The following is an 18038-nucleotide window of genomic DNA, read 5'->3' on the forward strand; positions in this document are numbered from 1 at the left end:
CGTTTATGGACCAAGAATGTTCAGCGATTATGGATGATGCAAATAGGGTTTATTCTGGTCGTGGGAATTGTTTCAATGTTAATAAAATTACAGTTTTAGATATGAAGAAAGCAGAGATCAAACTCCAAATCGAGTTAGATGATAACAATGTGCCTGATACTATTCAGTGGAGTTCAACGGATGGACAAAATGCAGAAGAGCTGCCCGCAAAAGCGATGTTCTTAGCTCTTTGGGATGCCCAATATAAAAACTCCCTAAGAATCGACCTTTGGACGAAGGATATGCCTTATGATGAAATGAAACGTTTCTTTTATGAAACCCTACAAACTTTAGGAGATTCTTTCCTAAGATCATCTGGCGGTGACCCAATGGCTGAAAAGATTATTGGTGATTTACGCGATTATTGCGCTCATTATGCCGATAAGATGGAAATCTTAGAACAACAAAATTAATTGAATTGAATCCGCCAATTCCGTAATTGGCAAAATGAAAATGTAAAATGGATTACTTTTTAGTGAAATCTGAACCATTTAAGTATAGTTGGGAACAATTTAACAAGGATGGGGAAACTTTCTGGGATGGGGTTCGTAATTATCAAGCCAGAAATAATCTGAAAGCTATGAAAAAAGGAGATTTGGTTCTCTATTATCATAGTAATGAGGGTAAAGAAGTCGTTGGCTTGGCGAAGGTAATCAAAGAATTCTACCAGGACCCTACTACTGAAGATGAACGCTGGGTAGTCGTGGACCTGGCTCCAGTAGAAACCTTTAAACATCCAGTTACCTTGGAAACCATCAAAGCCGACCCTTTACTTCAGGATATTGCTTTGGTTCGTCAAGGAAGACTTTCCGTAATGCCTTTAAAAGCTGAAGAGTTTGACCGGATTGTCCAACTCGGCAATGCTGAATAAAATATAAGAAACTCCCAATCGGGAGTTTTTTTTGCTCAATACCTAACCTTATTGATAATCTAAAAAGCAGACTTCGCTCATTCTAATCTGATAATTCAAAAATTAAAAATAACTTTATACATACTAAACTATTAATAACCAGTGGTTCAGCGTATGATAAAGGCAGTAATTTTGGATGATGAAATTCGCGGAAGCGGATTATTGCAGCATAAATTGCAGGAATTCCAGGAATTGCTACAAGTAGAAGCTGTATTTAATGACCCACAGGAAGCTCTGATAGAACTTCCGAAAATAGAATGTGACATTCTTTTCCTGGATGTTGAAATGCCTTTCATGAATGGATTTGAGTTTCTAGAAAAACTTGGTCAATTTGAATTTGAAGTCATATTCGTGACTGCATATAATATCTATACTCTGGATGCACTCAAAGCCAATGCATTGGATTATCTTTTGAAACCTGTTAATAATGAGGAACTTCGAAAAGCAATGGTTAAGCTTGAACTTCGGATTTCCCAAAAGGTTAAACTGAAAAAGGCCGATTCCAATGAAAAACACCTCCATACCAGTAGGATTGCTTTACCTACAGCTGAAGGTATACACCTGGTTAGAAAAGATGATATCCTAAGAATTGAGGCCATGAGCAATTACAGCATCTTTTACCTCAATAATTTATCTAAAATAATCGTTTCCAGAACCTTAAAGGAATTTGAAATGTTATTAGAGAATACCCAATTGTTTAGAGTAAACCGGAGTGTCATCGTGAACCTGGATTATGTCGTTAAATATAGAAAAGGGGAGGGAGGAACAGTAGAGTTAGAAGATGGTTCCGAGATTGAAGTCTCTCCGAATAAAAAAAAGCAATTGATGGATAGGTTATTTACATCATTCTGATGCCAAAATGAATTTTAGACTTTTTTTGTCCATTTTATGTTCCTTGGTTTTTATGTATTCGGGAGTGAAGTCTCAAAACCGAATCTATAATTTCTTGCATTTTACGGAAAAAGAAGGGCTCAGCAGTAATGAAATTCATGGTATTGCTGAAGATAATAATGGTCTAATCTGGATGAGTGGCAGAAATGGACTTTCCTATTTTGATGGACATTCCTTTAACCATATCAAATTTGATAGGAATAGTGATATCCTAATGAATTATCTAGGAAATTTGACCATTGATGCGAAAAATAGAATCTGGATAACCACCAATAGTCGCGGATTGATCTGTTATGATCGTACCAAGACTGAAGGGGAAAACTTAAAGGCTTATCAGGCAAAGGTGAGTAATAAGGGCTTGATCAAAACAAATCTCTATGATGTATTGGCATCCAAATCTGGACTGATCTATTTTTCTGGGCAAGAAACCGATCTCCAATCCTTGAACCCTGAAACAGGAGAAATTAAACAAATTTCAATCCCTGGAATTGACAATAAAAATTACCTCACTATTTTTAGCTTGGATGAAGATTCCTTAGGAAATATCTGGATGGGAACCCGTTATAATGGATTGATTTATTATAACCCAAACACTCATACCTCCAAACAAATCGACTTAAAAAATCCTGGTGAGAATGCAGTTGATGGCGTAGTATTGAGACCTGATCGATTTTATACTGGATATTATGATTATGACCTGATTTCAGCAGATTACAACTTTCAACAGGTCCAAACCTCAATCTTAGGTTGGAACAAAAGCATCAATTATTATGACAACAGTGTCAGTAATATCTCTTATTGGCCGGTTGAAAATAAAGTTTTGATAGGTCATGTTTCCAATGGGTTATATACCTATCAAATCGATAATCAGAAGGTCGAGCATATCACTTTAAAAGATCTTATGCCTTTGATGTCCAAACCTATGCGCGTCCATGACTTTTGTGTCGTCAAGAATGGTTACTGGATGGCGAGTGATGCGGGCTTATTTTTTTATTCTAGCCAATTAAATCAAGTCAATACCTTAATTCCAAATTTGGTTAAAGATCCCATTACAGAACTTTTTCGCTGGAAAGGGAAGCTATGGTATAAAACCGAAAATTCCTTTGGTGAGTTAAATGAAGATCTAAAAGTTCGAAAGTCATCTTATTCGTTGAATTCCTTAAAAATTGGAAAGGTTACTGCCAATGAAACTGGGATCTATTTCTCAACTCTTGACAATGGGGTTTACCAATTTGTAGATCCTAAGGCTGGATTGGTCCCTTTGGAAATCTCAGGAGATGTTTTTGGATTCAGAAAAGCAGACTGTAATTCAATTCTATTGGATACGGTTGCAGGAGAGAAGGTCTTATGGATTGGGTCTTGGAACTCGGGGTTGTATAAATACCATCTCCAATCCAAAACTATTGAACTGTTTGCTATGTCAGATGGTCTCCCTGATCCTAAAGTAATTTGTGTTGGAATGGATGCTAAAGGTTCTATTTGGTTGGGGATGGATGGCTATGGGCTGGTGCTCTTGGAAAATAAAATAAAACCAAGATTTCTGCAATTCTCCCAAGGCCAAAAAAAGGAAAAATCAATTCAATCCAATACCGTCTTTTCCTTTTTCCTTGATCATGACAAAAGATTTTGGTTCTGTAATTCCAGCTCTGGGATAGCGGAGATTATTAAAACTCCTGAAGGTTATGATTTTGTTCAATATCCTGAACAATCCTTGCAGCCATGGTTGTATACTGTCAAAATTCAACAAGATAAGAATGGTTTATTTTGGATGAAATCCTTGGATGGTACCATGCTGTTTCAACCCCAAAAGAAACAATTTTTCCATCTCAATGAATCTGCTGGAATCTATCCGCCTGAAGAAATAAATACGCATAATTACTTTATGGATGCAGACCGAATTGTTTGGTGTACAGATTCAGGACTTATTTCTGGGGCATTGCCTAAGTTCCAAGCTGAAACCGATCCTAAGATCAAGGCTTTGCTCAATAAGTTTACTGTGCAGCATCTGGATCGTGGTTATGAATTGTTAAAGAATAGTATTCATCTTAAACCTGATGAAAACAACTTCTCCATCAGTTTTTCTGCTGCTGAGCAGATTATTAATCCCGACCTGAAATTCCAGTATCGTTTAGTCGGATTTGATGAAGATTGGATTAGCTCTTCTTCTGACCTGATGGCCTTATACAATAATTTGGAAGGTGGGGATTATGTCTTTCAGGTTCGAGTAGCAGATCAATTTGGAAACTGGTCTTCAACAATCAGTAAGATCCCAATCAAGCTGGACTCCCATTGGTATGCCACTATTTGGTTTAAAATTTTCTTTGTGCTCTTATTTGTCTCCATTATTAGTTTATTTTTCCTTTATAGAATCAAAGAACATAAGAAGATCAATAAGCTCCAAGCTGATTATAATAAGAATTTGAAGGAAGAGTTGATCCGGAATGAGATAAAAATCAAAGAGCAAGCTGCAGATATTGAAAAAGAGAAACAGGAACGACTTGAAAATGATTATAAGCAGAAACTTTATGAAAGTGAGTTGAAGGCCATCCGCTCCCAGATGAATCCTCATTTTATCTTTAATGTCTTGAATTCCATTGAAGCGTATGTGGTCGAAAAAGATAGTAAAAGCGCCAGCGACCTGATTCAAAAATTTGCCAGTATCAGTCGGTTGGTACTAGAGAATTCTCAATTTTCTACCGTGAGTTTAAAATCTGAAATTATGTTGTTAAAACTTTATCTGGAACTCGAACAGGAACGTTTTAACCATGCATTTGATTTTGATATCGCTTTGGATGATAATCTAAATAATGATGATATTAAAATTCCTTCCATGCTAATTCAGCCTGTCGTTGAAAACGCCGTTCACCATGGGGTTCGCCATTTAAAAAAGAAAAAGGGATTGATCAAGATTGTCATCAAGGAAGATGAAAACAAGATTATCATCAAAATAATGGATAATGGCTTAGGCTTCAAGGAAAATTCAAACCTTAAATCTTCTGCGTTTAAACAGAGTTCATTTGGCTTAAAGGGGGTTCTTGAGAGAATCAATATCATCAATAGTAATTACTCAAGTCCAATAGCGTCCCTGGCCATTGAAAAATTAGTCCATGAGGATGCCTTTACAACAGCTGTGATCATCACTTTACCGTTGAGCCCTAAAATAAAATATCCCGATTGATGGACCGGGATATTTCTGTTAGACTTTATGTTCAAATAAATTGACCAAATTCTTTATTTCCGTTGCATTTTCTGGTTTTAATTTCCCAGCTAATAACAAGCGTAATTCTCTTCTTCGCATCGCTTCAGCAAATAAGGTCTTTTCCTTGTCTGATTCCGGAATCAATTTTGGGATAGCCTTAGGGCGATCATTCTCATCAATGGATACAAAGGTATAGTAAGCCTCATTGGACTTCACCTTGGTGCCTAAAGGAAGGTTTTGAGCGAAGATTTCCATTCTCACCTCAACTGAAGTGTTGAATGCACGGGTAACCTGCGCTTCGATCGTTACAACTTCCCCTAATTTGATGGAGCGTTTGAAGGAAACATTGTCTACTGAAACCGTCACAACCTGATTATTACAATGCTTCTGTGCTGCCATCGCAGCGCAAATATCCATCCAGTATAATAACCTACCACCCATTAAGTTTCCAAAGGTGTTGGTATCATTGGGAAGAACTAATTCGTTCATCTCCGTATAGGATTCCCTTGCGTATTTCTCTTGCATGATTATGATCTATAGTATGAATATTGTTGTTCAATAAATTTTAATGAGTCCAAAAAGGAGGTTGGCTGATAACCCAATTCCTGAATGGCTTTATTCAAGATAAACCCAGTTTTCTGAGGACGGTTTTTAGATTGACCTATTTCCTCAGCTTTTATCGGGCTAATTAAGCTCTTGTCAAAGCCCCAAAAGTCAGCAACCGCTTCTACAGCTTCCAAAATGCTATACATTTTGTCGCTGGAAATATGGAAGATGCCTTCGGCATTTCTTTCAATACATAAAATACAGGTCTCTGCCAAATCATCAACCCACGTTGGCATTCGCCATTGATCTGAAACTACTTTTATAGCTTCCTGATTCTCTAGCTTGGATTTTGCCCAAAGTACTAAATTGGACCTGTTGCGGTCTGCAATAATTCCGTAAACCAAAATGGTTCTTAATATCGCTGCACGACAACCAGATTCTAGAATTGCTGCCTCAGCGTCCAATTTGCTCTGTCCATAGGCATTGCATGGTTTGGTAGCCGCCGTTTCATCATAAGGCCCCGACTGTCCGTCAAATACAAAATCAGTAGATAAGAAAGTAAAGTGGATGTCGTCTTTCAAACATTGTTGGGCAAGTGTTGCAACGACTTCTACATTTAATTTTTGACAAGTCTCCACATCTTGTTCACAGGCCTCTACGCTAGTCATAGCAGCTGTATGAACGATATGGGTCGGTTTAAACTTTGCTATCAGCTCCAACAATCTATCTGTATCCAATAAGTCCAACTGAACAAATTCATAACCCTCCTGTAAAGGATTTCTGTTCCCTGAATTCGAAGTACAACATAAACTATAATCGGTCTTTTGAATAATGAAATCTGTCAATTTCTGACCTAAGAAGCCATTAGAACCTGTGAGTAATACCCGTGTTGATTTTGAACCTAGTTTGTCCATTGGAAGTCCATTTTAGGTTGTTTCATTGAATTGTCCAAGACATCAATTTCTAATTTCAAAATAGCTTCCATGGCTTTGTAATCTATCTTGTCTGCATCGTCAGTGGGCTTATGATAATCATCATGTCCACCGGTATGGAAGAATAATACGGGGATATTCTTTTTATAGAAAGAGGTTTGGTCTGAACCACCATTGCCGTCTTTGCTCTTATTGAACTTGATCGTACTGGTAATTCCCTCGAATATTTTTGGAAAAGCAGAGCTAGTTCCATATCCGATAACCGCCAAACCATTATCTGGATTGTATCTTCCAATCATATCCATGTTTAACATCCATTGGATAGAATTTAATGGAATAGTAGGGTTCTCCGTGAAATGCTTTGAACCTAATAATCCTAATTCCTCTGCTCCAAATCCTATGAACAACATGTTAAAAGGTTCTTTGATATTATTTGTAGCATAATGTCTTGCCAATTCCAAAAGACCAGCTACGCCAGAGGCATTGTCATCGGCTCCATTATGAATTTTTCCAACTCCTAATGAATCGCGGGAACCGCCGATATGACCCGTTCCTAAATGATCATAATGTGCACCAATCACAATGGTGTAATCCGCTGAATTATCTAGGAAACCAATAATATTATCCGATTTACGCTCCGGATTATCAACCTTGACTCTTTTTACCGTAGCAATAAAGTTTTGACGATAACCTTTTTCACCCTTGGGGCTTAACTTATATTTTTTGAAATATTTCTCCACATAATCTGCCGCCTTGGAAGAACCTTTCATTCCGGTTTCTCTCCCTTTCATTCTATCAGCAGATAAATACTTAATATGTTTTTCTAAATTCTTGGGATTGATTTGCGCAGTTGCCCATATTGGTGCTGCAAAAAATGCCAACATGATGGCAACAGAAAAGAGTACTCGGAAATTTTTCATGTCCAAATATACGGATAAAGCTAAAAAGGGAAATAATTAGCTTGGTTAACTTTGTTTAATCGAAATGTTAGTCTTCGATGATTTCGCTATTGGCATGTGATTTCTCCTCATGTTCTTCCTTGAAATATCTTTTTTGGAAAATCAGGATTAAGAATACACCCACTGAGATTGCAGAGTCAGCAATGTTAAAAACTGGACGGAAGAACAAGAAGTCTTCGCCACCCCAGATAGGAAACCAAGTTGGGAAAGTACCGCTTAAGAGCGGGAAATAAAGCATGTCGACCACTTTTCCATGTAGGAAAGTGGCATAGCCGCCAGCCTCTGGGAATAGTACAGCCTTGGAGAACGGTGTACTTTCACTAAATATTAAACCATAAAATGCACTATCAATGATATTGCCCAGTGCTCCAGCAAAGATTAATGCCACATTCAGGATAAAACCACGGTTATATTTATTCTTGACCATATAGTGAAGACCGTATCCAATACCCATGACCGCAATAATACGGAAGACACTCAGAAATAGCTTGCCATATTCACCGCCGAATTCCATACCATAGGCCATGCCTGGATTTTCAATGAAGTGAATCAAAACCTTATCCCCAAGAACTTTGAAGTCTTGGCCGATAGTCATGTTCATTTTAACCCAAAATTTAGAAATCTGGTCTACAAGTAAAATAATAAGTATTAGTAGTACGGGCTTGGTATATCCTTTCATAGCATACAAAAATGGTCTTTGCTTTTGATAACAAAGACCATTTATTTAATCTTTTGCTTAATATTGTTTGTTTTTCGCCTCAATACTCAACGTGGTATGAGGGACTGCTTTCAATCTTTCTTTCTGAATTAACTTTCCGGTCTCTCTACAGATCCCGTAAGTTTTGTTCTCGATACGAACTAATGCCGCTTCAAGATTGTCAATAAATTTCTTTTGACGCGCTGCTAATTGGTTGATTTGCTCTTTCTCCAAAGTCGCTGAACCGTCTTCTAATGTCTTGTAAGTACCTGCTGTATCGTCAGTTCCATTTGCATTGCTATTGCTTAATGAAGTCGTTAATGACGTTAATTCTTCTCTAGCAATACGTACCTTCTCAAGAATTATTGCTTTAAATTCCTGTAATTCAGCATCACTGTACCGTGTTTTCTCTGTGTTTCCCATACTTTAAATTTTTTCTATTGATAGCAATAAATTCTCTCCGTCAATCTCGATAGCATCTCCATTTGCCAGCGCACTATCGAAACGTAAACTGTCGGCCAAAATTTCCGTACAAATATACGAGAAATTATTATCTACAGCTTGTTGAATTTCAGTATTTTGACTTAAGGTTACATTTATGCGGTCGGTAACTTCAAATCCCTTCTCTTTCCTAAGGTTCTGGATCCGATTAATCAACTCTCTCGCCATCCCTTCATCCTTTAACTCAGCAGAAATATGAACATCTAAGGCTACCGTCAATCGTCCTAAATTTGCAACCTGCCATCCTTCTACATCTTCTGCTATGATGTCTACATCTTCGCTGCTAATTACATATTTCGTGCCAGTTAACGCAATTGAACCATTGTTTTCTAAAGTTTGGATTTCATCAGCATTCATCGATTGAATAGCCGCAGCTACCATTTTCATATCCTTACCTACCTTAGCACCAAGTACTTTGAAGTTGGGCTTGATCTTCTTTTTAATGATTCCAGTGGTGTCAGTAATAAATTCAATATCCTTGATATTTGTCTCCGAAAGTATCAAATCTTTTACTTTCTCAACCTTTTCTTGGAAAGAACTGTCCAGTACAGGCACCAATATTTTGCTCAATGGCTGTCTTACATTGATTCCTGTCTTTTTACGTAAGGATAAGGTCAATGATGAAATATCCTGAGCCAAGCCCATACGCTCTTCTAATTCTTTATCTACCAATTCTTCATGGTAAACTGGATAATCGGCTAAATGAACGGACTCAAACTTCTCCTTGCCAGTAGCAGCATTTAAATCCAGATATAATTGATCCGCAAAAAATGGGGAAATTGGAGCAATTAATTTTGAAATCGTATCCAAACAGGTATATAAAGTTTGGTATGCTGATATCTTATCTTGTGAGTATTCACCTTTCCAGAAACGACGACGACATAAACGAACATACCAGTTGCTCAAATGTTCATCTACAAAGTTCTGAATCGCACGCGCAGCCTTGGTAGGTTCATAATCTCCATAATATCCATCTACCTCTTTGCTTAAGCTATTTAATAGGGAAATAATCCAACGGTCAATCTCTGGACGATGTTTTAATGGAATTTCTGGTTCAGCGTAATTGAACTTGTCGATATTCGCATATAAAGCAAAGAATGCATAAGTATTGTATAAAGTTCCGAAAAACTTCCGACGAACTTCATCCAATCCTTCAATATTGAATTTCAAGTTATCCCAAGGTGCTGCATTGCTGATCATGTACCAACGCGTAGCATCTGCTGAATATTGGTCGATTGTAGCAAATGGATCAACTCCATTTCCTAAACGCTTGGACATTTTGTTACCATTTTTGTCCAATACCAATCCATTCGATACTACATTCTTGAAGGCTATCGATCCGCGCACCATGGTAGATATCGCATGCAAGGTGAAGAACCAACCTCTGGTTTGGTCAACCCCCTCAGCAATAAAATCTGCAGGGAATGCTGAAAAATACTCATCCTTGAATGGTAGTGGATCGCCACTTTCTAATTTATCGTAATCCAAACCCCATTGTGCATAAGGCATGGCTCCTGAATCAAACCATACGTCAATTAAATCCGGCTCACGGAATAATTTCTGACCCCCATCAGAAACCAAGATGATATCATCTACATAAGGTCTGTGTAGGTCTAATTCCTCAGTGCCAAATTTATCTAAATAGGATTTGTTGGTAGCTTTCTCATCTGCTGTTAAAACATCTGAATTTAAGGAAGCTTCCAAATAGGATTTCAATTCTGGCATGGAACCAATACAAATCTCTTCGTTTTCGTCCTCACTTCTCCAGATCGGTAGGGGAGTACCCCAATATCTTGAACGGGATAAATTCCAATCCACCAAGTTTTCTAGCCAGTTGCCAAAACGGCCTGTGCCTGTAGCCTCTGGTTTCCAGTTGATGGTTTTATTTAATGCCACCATTTCATCCTTCACTGAAGTGGTCTTGATAAACCAGCTATCCAATGGATAATATAAGACTGGTTTGTCAGTACGCCAACAGTGTGGATAGGTGTGCTCGTATTTCTTAACGTCAAATGCTTTGTTCTCTTCTTTCAGCTTGATTGCAATCAAAACATCAGTAGGGCGGAAATCTTTGTCAGCACGTTCTTCATTGGAGTAATATTCCTCCTTTACAAAACGACCTGCGAAATCAGTGATTTCCTTAACAAATTTACCTGTTTTGTCTACGGTAGGAACTTCCTTGCCATTCTCATCAAGAACCATGATCGATGGAATACCATTCTCACGAGCTACTCTAAAGTCATCTGCACCATAAGTAGGCGAGGTATGCACGATACCTGTACCATCTTCTGTGGTTACAAAGTCTCCAAGGATTACTCGGAATGCTTTTTCTCTCAATTCCTCCGAGGTCACATACGGCATCAATTGATGATAACGAAGACCTTCGATTTCTGCTCCCTTGAATTCTTCAACGATTTCCCAAGGAATAACCTTGTCGCCAAATTTATAGTCTTGGAAGGATACCTGTTGTCCATCAGCTTTAAAATGCTTTGAAATTAAATTCTTAGCTAAGATGACAGAAACCGGAGTTCCAGTATATTGATTAAAGGTTTTTACCTTAACATAGTCGATATTCTTTCCAACTGTTAATGCACTATTTCCTGGTAGAGTCCAAGGGGTAGTGGTCCATGCCAGAAAGGCAACATCCTCATCCGGATTTTCTACTAACCTTTCCATCATAGGATGGATTTGTTGTTTATCAAGACGGAATTCCGCAACGATTGTTGTGTCCTTAACGTCTTTATAAGTTCCTGGTTGGTTTAATTCATGAGAACTTAAGCCAGTTCCAGCAGCTGGAGAATACGGTTGGATGGTATAGCCCTTATAAAGGAGTCCTTTTTTGTAAAGGTCTTTTAATAAGAACCATAAAGTTTCGATGTATTCGTTTTGATACGTGATATAAGGATGTTCAAGATCAACCCAATAGCCCATTTTTTGGGTTAGGTCATTCCATACATCTGTGTATTTCATGACTTCCTTACGGCAGGCATCATTATAATCTTTAACAGAAATTTTCTTGCCAATATCTTCTTTCGTGATTCCTAAAGTCTTTTCAACAGCAAGTTCAATAGGTAAGCCATGGGTATCCCATCCACCTTTACGTTTAACTTGGTAGCCTTTTAGGGTTTTATAGCGACAGAAAATATCCTTGATGGTTCTCGCCATAACATGGTGAATACCTGGCATCCCATTCGCGGAAGGCGGACCCTCATAAAAAGTATAGGGTTTGCTGGCTGGTCGATTGGATATACTCTTCGCAAAGATGTCGTCGGACTCCCAACGTTTTAATACTTCTTTGCCTATTTCTGATAGATTTAACTGCTTATATTCCTTATACATCACGTACTCTAATTCTGTTTTTTAAAGGTCGCTAATTTAATGAAAATTTTGTTAGTTCCTGCCTTGTATAGCGTAATTCCTATTAGACATTCCACATCAGCATTTCAATAGGCCAATATGCAGTCCCAAAAAATCTCCAAAAAATCTAAACGCTAATAAAATGGGTTATGGATAATTTCTCAAGATTTATAAAAATAAATCAAGAAAAATAGGAAGGTGTGAATATGTTTATTCCTAAAACTGAGTCTAAAAACCTAGTAAGAATTGTAATCTAGCTATAAACTCTTTTTAGGAGAAAGAGGTCTAACTACTAAATACTAACTACTAAATACTAGATTAAAAAAGGCTTCGCCAAATTTCGACAATTTCAATAGTTTGTTTTGCGTAGGAGTCTAAAATTAAACAACAGATTTGGGTATTCTCTCTAGCGATATTGTTTCAATAATTGTCAATTATAAAGACGAAACCTTTTAACGGCAATAGTTTTATGCAGAGAAGCTGCTTCCACAGCCACATGTGCTTGATGCGTTAGGATTATTAAATGTAAATCCACGAGCATCCAAACCGTTTCTGAAATCGATTTCCATTCCTGCCAAATATAATCCGTGGGCTTTGTTCATAAAAACACGGATACCTTGGATATTGTACTCGGTATCGCCATCTTTTTGTTGGTCGAATCCTAAAATGTAGCTCATTCCAGAACAACCCCCACCTTCAACACCAATACGAAGCCCGAAATCAGCACTGATTTCTTGTTGCTCGATTAGTTTATTTAGTTCGCTTAGTGCACCTTCGGTAAAAGTTACCGGAGCTACAGCTGTCATATTTTCTGAAGCCATATTTTTTTCCTCTGAATTTACTTCTGCAAAAATACATCTTTTTCAGGTTATTTGTCTATGTCAAACCTGATTTTGACAATCTATAAACACTCGGAACAGCCTCCCTATACGAATGAACCAAGATTCCCGTTAAGAATGATGAAGGCATTTGGGTCAGCCTAATTTCTGATAATTCTTATCAAAATGACAATTCTTAAAATTCAATCGAGAAATTTAGGTAATTATAAGCCCATTTCTTTGTAATTATCTATATTTGCAACAAATTTGAAATTTTAATATCCCCCAATAAAAAATAGCAATATGGAAAGAGATCAATCCATTTTTAATCTAATTGCTGAAGAGCTAAAACGCCAAGAAGAAGGTATTGAGCTTATCGCTTCAGAAAACTTTGTGAGCAAGCAGGTTATGGAAGCTGCTGGTTCTGTTTTGACAAACAAATATGCCGAAGGACTTCCAGGAAAACGTTACTACGGAGGTTGTGAGGTTGTAGATAAAATTGAAACAATCGCAATTGACCGTGCTAAAGAATTATTCGGTGCTGAATGGGTGAACGTTCAACCTCACTCAGGTGCACAAGCAAATGCTGCTGTGTTCTTAGCAATCTTGAAACCTGGTGATAAAATCTTAGGATTCGATCTTAGCCATGGTGGTCACTTAACGCATGGTTCGCCAGCAAACTTCTCCGGAAAACTTTACCAACCTTTGTTCTATGGTGTTAAAGAAGATACTGGATTAATCGACTACGAAAAGTTAGAAGAAACTGCTCGTCAAGAAAAACCTAAAGTAATTATTTGTGGTGCTTCTGCTTATTCTCGTGATTGGGATTATGCTCGTATCCGTAAAGTAGCTGATGAAATCGGAGCACTTGTTGTCGCTGACGTTTCTCACCCTGCTGGATTAATTGCTCGCGGTTTATTAAATGATCCAATTCCTCACTGTCATATCGTAACAACTACTACGCATAAAACCCTTCGTGGTCCTCGTGGTGGTATGATCATGGTCGGTAAGGATTTCGAAAACCCTTGGGGTATCAAAACTCCTAAAGGTGAAACTCGTACAATCACTCAATTATTAGACTTAGCTGTATTCCCAGGTACGCAAGGTGGTCCTTTGGAACATACTATTGCGGCTAAAGCGATCGCTTACGGTGAGGCTCTTTCTGATGACTATTTAACGTATATCAAACAAGTGAAAGCGAATGCTGCAGCTCTTGCGCAGTTCTTCGTTGAAAAAGACTATAAAATCATTTCTGGCGGTACTGACAACCACTTAATGTTGGTAGACCTACGAAATAAAGATATTTCAGGTAAAGATGCAGAAGCTGTATTAGGCTTAGCAGGTATTACTACGAATAAGAACATGGTGCCTTTCGATTCACGTTCTCCGTTTGTTACTTCAGGTGTTCGTTTCGGAACAGCTGCAATCACAACTCGTGGTATCAAAGAAAATGAAATCATTCAAATCGGTGAATTGATCGATGAAGCATTGAACAACCGTTCAGATAATGCTGCCCTTGACCGTATCCACGGAAAAGTAAAAGAAATGATGGCTCAATTTCCTTTATATAAATAATAATTGAGTAAAAATAACTTTCAAATGGCTCCAAACGTTAAATTTGGAGCCATTTTTGTTATTAGTTTTTAATGTGAAGAAATGTTAAAATTCTAAACCTTTTTTTGAATAATCGGAAATTTTAATTCTCTTTGATTCTACAACATTAAACAAATCGCTTATCGAAACACAACTACGCTTAAACTAAAATATTACAAAGACATAGAAAACTCTTACATCATTTGTGGAGGCATAATTATGAAACTATTGAATAAGAAAAGTGACCAGGAACTGGTACAAGCGTATGTTAAAGGCGAAGAAAGAGCCTTGCAAGTACTATTAGAGCGTTATAAAACGAAAATCTATACTTCTATATATCATCAGGTAAAGGATCAATACCTTGCTGAGGATATTTTTCAAGAGACTTTTATCAAAGTTATCAATACCCTAAAAGCTGGTCGTTATAATGATGAAGGTAAGTTTTTGCCTTGGGTAATGCGTATTGCCCATAATATGGTAATTGACCACTTTAGAAAAGAGAAAAGAGCACCAAATGTAATCAACAATGATGGATTCGATATTTTTGAAGTCCTTCAATTCTCGGATGATAGCGTTGAAATGAAAATGGTCAAAGATCAAAGGGATGTAGATTTAAAGAAAATCATCCAGTTATTGCCGGATGATCAGAAAGAAGTGTTGATCATGCGATTATTCTGTGACATGAGCTTTAAGGATATCGCCGATATCACCGAAGTCAGTATCAATACCGCCCTGGGAAGAATGCGATATGCATTGAGTAATCTGCGCAAAATGATCGAAGAAAATAATATGATGTTTCAATTAGGATAGAAATAAACATAGGATTAAGATTAATAATTTAAAGAGGTCTGCAACAGCATTGCAGGCCTCTTTTTTTTGAGCTTAACTATAGGTTGGAATTCGATACTACTTCTAGTTTTATAGGGTTTAAATTTTGGTTTTTACCGGACCTCCGCCGGACTTTCTCCGGATCTTTGCCGGATCTTGTTCGAATTTTTTCGAAGGAGGTCCGGCGAATATCCGGCACAAGTCAGGGGAAAGAATGAGCTTGTCCAATTGTCATTTCTTATTTGAATAAATATAGGTTTGAAAACTAAGGGATATTTAAGGTTCATTTTGATGAATAAAATGGATAGGTAGTTTATTTCCCCGAAATGATAATTGTTATTATTTAGGTAAATCCTCTGTCAATTTGTCCAATTTATGTACATTTCGACTTGTTTTAGCGGGATTTTTTTCTTTCTTTGTAGGGAAATCGCATTTGGAATTAGTTTTGTTATAACTATTGAAAATAGAAAATTAAGATATTGAAGATATGTATTGGATAATTTTTATCGGAATCATGCTAGTGAGCTGGATAGTTCAGTTTACTTTCAGAAATAAGTTTAAGAAATACTCGGAGATGCCACTGTCATCAGGGCTATCAGGAGCTGAAATTGCGCAGAAGATGCTCAATGAGAACGGGATCAATGATGTTCAGATTATTTCCGTAGAAGGACAATTGACGGACCACTATAATCCTGCAAATAAAACGGTGAACTTGAGCCCGGATGTATATCACGGACGTTCTGTTGCAGCTGCGGCAGTAGCGGCGCACGAATGTGGACACGCCGTGCAACATGCGACCGCTTATTCTTGGTTGCAATTCCGTTCGGCTATGGTGCCGATCGTGAGTGTTGCATCTAAGTTGACAACATGGGTATTGATGATTGGTATTGTTGTGATGGTTTGGCAACAGATCCCTTGGGTTTTAGCCATTGGGGTTGCTGCATTGGCATTAACGACTATATTTAGTTTTATCACCTTACCTGTAGAGTTTGATGCGTCTAACCGCGCACTTGCTTGGATGAATGCCTCCAATGTAACGCATAGTACGGAAGAACATGATGGTGCTAAAGATGCTTTGAAATGGGCAGCTATGACTTATGTAGTTGCGGCTCTTGCTTCCTTAGTAACCTTATTATATTATGCTTCCATTCTTTTTGGAAGACGTGATTAAGGAATAGCTTAAAAAAAACGCTAAGCCCCGATTGAAAAATCGGGGCTTTTATTTATTGGAAATTATGCAATCGCTTTTTTATCGTCTATTTATCCGCTGAAAATTCAGGGATATTAGCCGTAAAATCTTAAATTAAAAAAGCAAAAAGCTATATTTGTAGGATTAAGTCAAATCAGGTTTATACCTAAAGTTCTCAGTGCTAAGCTGGGGATGGAACAAAGTATTGATTTTTAGAAAGTTAAAAGATGTTTTCAAATCTACAGGATAAATTAGACAGGGCCTTTAAGGTATTAAAGGGGCAAGGGAATATTACGGAAATCAACGTTGCGGAAACCATGAAAGAAATTCGCAAGGCATTATTGGATGCCGATGTGAATTACAAGACTGCCAAAACGTTTACCGATGATGTAAAACAAAAAGCATTAGGTGAGAATGTATTGACCAGTATTTCGCCAGGTCAGTTGCTGACTAAGATCATGAACGATGAGCTTACAGAGTTGATGGGTGGAACAGTTACTGAGCTTGAAATCACAAAAAACCCTACTGTTATTTTGATTGCTGGTTTGAACGGTGCGGGTAAAACGACCTTCTCTGGGAAATTGGCAAACTTTCTAAAAGCTTCAAAGGGTAAAAAACCTTTATTGGTTGCAGGTGACGTTTACCGTCCTGCTGCCATTGACCAATTGGAAGTTTTAGGACAACAAGTTGGAGTTCCGGTTTATGTGGATCGTGAATCTACAGATCCTATTGGAATCGCTGTTGCCGGTGTGGAAGAAGCAAAACGCAATGGTCAAAATGTGGTAATTATTGATACCGCGGGTCGTTTGGCAATCGATGAGGCTTTGATGAAAGAGATCACAGCAGTAAAAGATGCTACGCAACCACATGAGATCTTATTTGTGGTGGATTCCATGACAGGTCAAGATGCGGTGAATACAGCAAAAGCTTTTAATGACCGTTTAGACTTTACAGGGGTTGTATTAACCAAATTAGATGGTGATACTCGTGGAGGTGCTGCACTTTCCATTAAATCTGTGGTCAACAAACCGATTAAATTTATTGGTACAGGCGAGAAGATGGAAGCATTGGATGTGTTCCACCCTGATCGTATGGCATCCCGTATTTTGGGTATGGGTGACGTTGTATCCTTAGTAGAGCGTGCTCAACAACAATTCGACGAAAAACAAGCAGCGGAACTTCAGAAGAAAATCCGTAAGAATAAATTTGATTTCAACGACTTTAAATCACAAATCCAGCAAATCAAGAAAATGGGTAACATGAAAGATTTGATGGGGATGATTCCGGGAGTTGGAAAAGCTATTAAGGATGTAGAGATTGATGATAATGCGTTTAAACCTATTGAAGCGATTATTGATTCGATGACTCCATTTGAACGTGAGAATCCAGATGCTATCGATACAAAAAGAAGAAATCGTATTGCTAATGGATCAGGAACTAGCCTTGATGAGGTAAATAAACTGATGAAGCAGTTCTCTGATATGCGTAAGGTAATGAAACAAATGTCAAATCCAGGTATGGCAGCGAAGATGATGCGTAATATGCCAAAAATGCCAGGAAAGCCATTTTAGTAAATAGA

15 protein-coding genes are annotated in these 18038 nt (G+C 37.7%); 8 read left to right on the forward strand and 7 right to left on the reverse strand.

All coding sequences use genetic code 11. The annotated features are described in order from the left end of the window. Positions 1 to 101 precede the first annotated feature (101 nt). The 4 genes from gldC (at position 102) to ACF3OC_RS02635 (ending at position 5018) form a co-directional block, all read left to right on the forward strand. Positions 102 to 452 carry a gliding motility protein GldC gene (gldC, locus tag ACF3OC_RS02620; protein ID WP_094280220.1) on the forward strand — a complete coding sequence of 117 codons (351 nt, stop codon included), beginning with the start codon at positions 102 to 104 and terminating at the stop codon, positions 450 to 452. A gap of 47 nt (positions 453 to 499) precedes the next feature. Continuing rightward, positions 500 to 910, forward strand: coding sequence for an EVE domain-containing protein (locus ACF3OC_RS02625; protein WP_094255471.1), 411 nt, complete (start codon positions 500 to 502; stop codon positions 908 to 910). A 153-nt stretch (positions 911 to 1063) separates the two neighbouring features. Then, the gene (locus tag ACF3OC_RS02630) at positions 1064 to 1801 is read left to right on the forward strand and encodes a LytTR family DNA-binding domain-containing protein (RefSeq protein WP_094255470.1); all 738 of its coding nucleotides are present in this window, start codon (positions 1064 to 1066) and stop codon (positions 1799 to 1801) included. A 7-nt stretch (positions 1802 to 1808) separates the two neighbouring features. Beyond that, positions 1809 to 5018, forward strand: a complete 3210-nt coding sequence (locus tag ACF3OC_RS02635) for a sensor histidine kinase (protein WP_094280219.1) — start codon at positions 1809 to 1811, stop codon at positions 5016 to 5018. Between the two features lie 18 nt (positions 5019 to 5036). On the opposite strand, the gene ACF3OC_RS02640 is transcribed toward ACF3OC_RS02635, so the two are convergent. From ACF3OC_RS02640 to ACF3OC_RS02670, 7 genes are all read right to left on the reverse strand, one after another. Next, entirely contained in the window at positions 5037 to 5564 is a 528-nt protein-coding gene (locus ACF3OC_RS02640; protein ID WP_094255468.1) for an acyl-CoA thioesterase, read from the reverse strand. 2 nt (positions 5565 to 5566) lie between these two features. After that, the gene (locus ACF3OC_RS02645) at positions 5567 to 6499 is read right to left on the reverse strand and encodes an SDR family oxidoreductase (protein ID WP_094280218.1); all 933 of its coding nucleotides are present in this window, start codon (positions 6497 to 6499) and stop codon (positions 5567 to 5569) included. Continuing rightward, positions 6487 to 7437 (reverse strand): M20/M25/M40 family metallo-hydrolase, encoded by a 951-nt coding sequence (locus tag ACF3OC_RS02650; protein WP_094280217.1) that lies wholly within the window; start codon positions 7435 to 7437, stop codon positions 6487 to 6489. Before ACF3OC_RS02650 ends, ACF3OC_RS02645 begins: the two co-directional genes overlap by 13 nt. Positions 7438 to 7504: 67 nt before the next feature. Continuing rightward, a complete protein-coding gene (locus ACF3OC_RS02655) occupies positions 7505 to 8155 on the reverse strand; it encodes a lipoprotein signal peptidase (protein WP_094255465.1) in 651 nt (216 codons plus the stop codon). Between the two features lie 57 nt (positions 8156 to 8212). Beyond that, a complete protein-coding gene (locus ACF3OC_RS02660; protein ID WP_094255464.1) occupies positions 8213 to 8596 on the reverse strand; it encodes a TraR/DksA C4-type zinc finger protein in 384 nt (127 codons plus the stop codon). A gap of 3 nt (positions 8597 to 8599) precedes the next feature. Continuing rightward, entirely contained in the window at positions 8600 to 12013 is a 3414-nt protein-coding gene (gene ileS / locus ACF3OC_RS02665; protein ID WP_094280216.1) for an isoleucine--tRNA ligase, read from the reverse strand. Between the two features lie 485 nt (positions 12014 to 12498). Continuing rightward, on the reverse strand, positions 12499 to 12852 hold the full coding sequence (locus ACF3OC_RS02670; protein WP_094255462.1) for an iron-sulfur cluster assembly accessory protein: 354 nt from the start codon (positions 12850 to 12852) through the stop codon (positions 12499 to 12501). A 300-nt stretch (positions 12853 to 13152) separates the two neighbouring features. On the opposite strand from ACF3OC_RS02670, the gene glyA reads away from it, so the two are divergent. The 4 genes from glyA (at position 13153) to ffh (ending at position 18030) form a co-directional block, all read left to right on the forward strand. Then, positions 13153 to 14424 (forward strand): serine hydroxymethyltransferase, encoded by a 1272-nt coding sequence (gene glyA / locus ACF3OC_RS02675; RefSeq protein ID WP_094255461.1) that lies wholly within the window; start codon positions 13153 to 13155, stop codon positions 14422 to 14424. Between the two features lie 237 nt (positions 14425 to 14661). Further along, positions 14662 to 15252, forward strand: a complete 591-nt coding sequence (locus tag ACF3OC_RS02680) for an RNA polymerase sigma factor (protein WP_094255460.1) — start codon at positions 14662 to 14664, stop codon at positions 15250 to 15252. A gap of 505 nt (positions 15253 to 15757) precedes the next feature. After that, on the forward strand, positions 15758 to 16441 hold the full coding sequence (locus tag ACF3OC_RS02685; protein WP_094255459.1) for a zinc metallopeptidase: 684 nt from the start codon (positions 15758 to 15760) through the stop codon (positions 16439 to 16441). Positions 16442 to 16686: 245 nt separating this feature from the next. Further along, positions 16687 to 18030 (forward strand): signal recognition particle protein, encoded by a 1344-nt coding sequence (ffh, locus tag ACF3OC_RS02690; RefSeq protein WP_094255458.1) that lies wholly within the window; start codon positions 16687 to 16689, stop codon positions 18028 to 18030. Positions 18031 to 18038 lie beyond the last annotated feature (8 nt).

The sequence above is a fragment of the Sphingobacterium cellulitidis genome (assembly GCF_043187465.1).
In the GTDB taxonomy this organism is placed as follows: Bacteria; Bacteroidota; Bacteroidia; order Sphingobacteriales; family Sphingobacteriaceae; genus Sphingobacterium; species Sphingobacterium cellulitidis.

Excerpts from the sequence above, each read along its gene's own strand:
- ACF3OC_RS02660 (WP_094255464.1), bottom strand. The coding sequence starts at position 8,596 with ATGGGAAACACAGAGAAAACACGGTACAGTGATGCTGAATTACAGGAA.
- ACF3OC_RS02645 (WP_094280218.1), bottom strand. The coding sequence starts at position 6,499 with ATGGACAAACTAGGTTCAAAATCAACACGGGTATTACTCACAGGTTCT.
- ACF3OC_RS02630 (WP_094255470.1), top strand. The coding sequence starts at position 1,064 with ATGATAAAGGCAGTAATTTTGGATGATGAAATTCGCGGAAGCGGATTA.
- ACF3OC_RS02625 (WP_094255471.1), top strand. The coding sequence starts at position 500 with ATGGATTACTTTTTAGTGAAATCTGAACCATTTAAGTATAGTTGGGAA.
- ffh (WP_094255458.1), top strand. The coding sequence starts at position 16,687 with ATGTTTTCAAATCTACAGGATAAATTAGACAGGGCCTTTAAGGTATTA.
- ACF3OC_RS02685 (WP_094255459.1), top strand. The coding sequence starts at position 15,758 with ATGTATTGGATAATTTTTATCGGAATCATGCTAGTGAGCTGGATAGTT.
- ACF3OC_RS02655 (WP_094255465.1), bottom strand. The coding sequence starts at position 8,155 with ATGAAAGGATATACCAAGCCCGTACTACTAATACTTATTATTTTACTT.
- ACF3OC_RS02640 (WP_094255468.1), bottom strand. The coding sequence starts at position 5,564 with ATGCAAGAGAAATACGCAAGGGAATCCTATACGGAGATGAACGAATTA.
- ileS (WP_094280216.1), bottom strand. The coding sequence starts at position 12,013 with ATGTATAAGGAATATAAGCAGTTAAATCTATCAGAAATAGGCAAAGAA.
- ACF3OC_RS02670 (WP_094255462.1), bottom strand. The coding sequence starts at position 12,852 with ATGGCTTCAGAAAATATGACAGCTGTAGCTCCGGTAACTTTTACCGAA.
- ACF3OC_RS02635 (WP_094280219.1), top strand. The coding sequence starts at position 1,809 with ATGAATTTTAGACTTTTTTTGTCCATTTTATGTTCCTTGGTTTTTATG.
- ACF3OC_RS02650 (WP_094280217.1), bottom strand. The coding sequence starts at position 7,437 with ATGAAAAATTTCCGAGTACTCTTTTCTGTTGCCATCATGTTGGCATTT.
- ACF3OC_RS02680 (WP_094255460.1), top strand. The coding sequence starts at position 14,662 with ATGAAACTATTGAATAAGAAAAGTGACCAGGAACTGGTACAAGCGTAT.
- glyA (WP_094255461.1), top strand. The coding sequence starts at position 13,153 with ATGGAAAGAGATCAATCCATTTTTAATCTAATTGCTGAAGAGCTAAAA.
- gldC (WP_094280220.1), top strand. The coding sequence starts at position 102 with ATGAAGAAAGCAGAGATCAAACTCCAAATCGAGTTAGATGATAACAAT.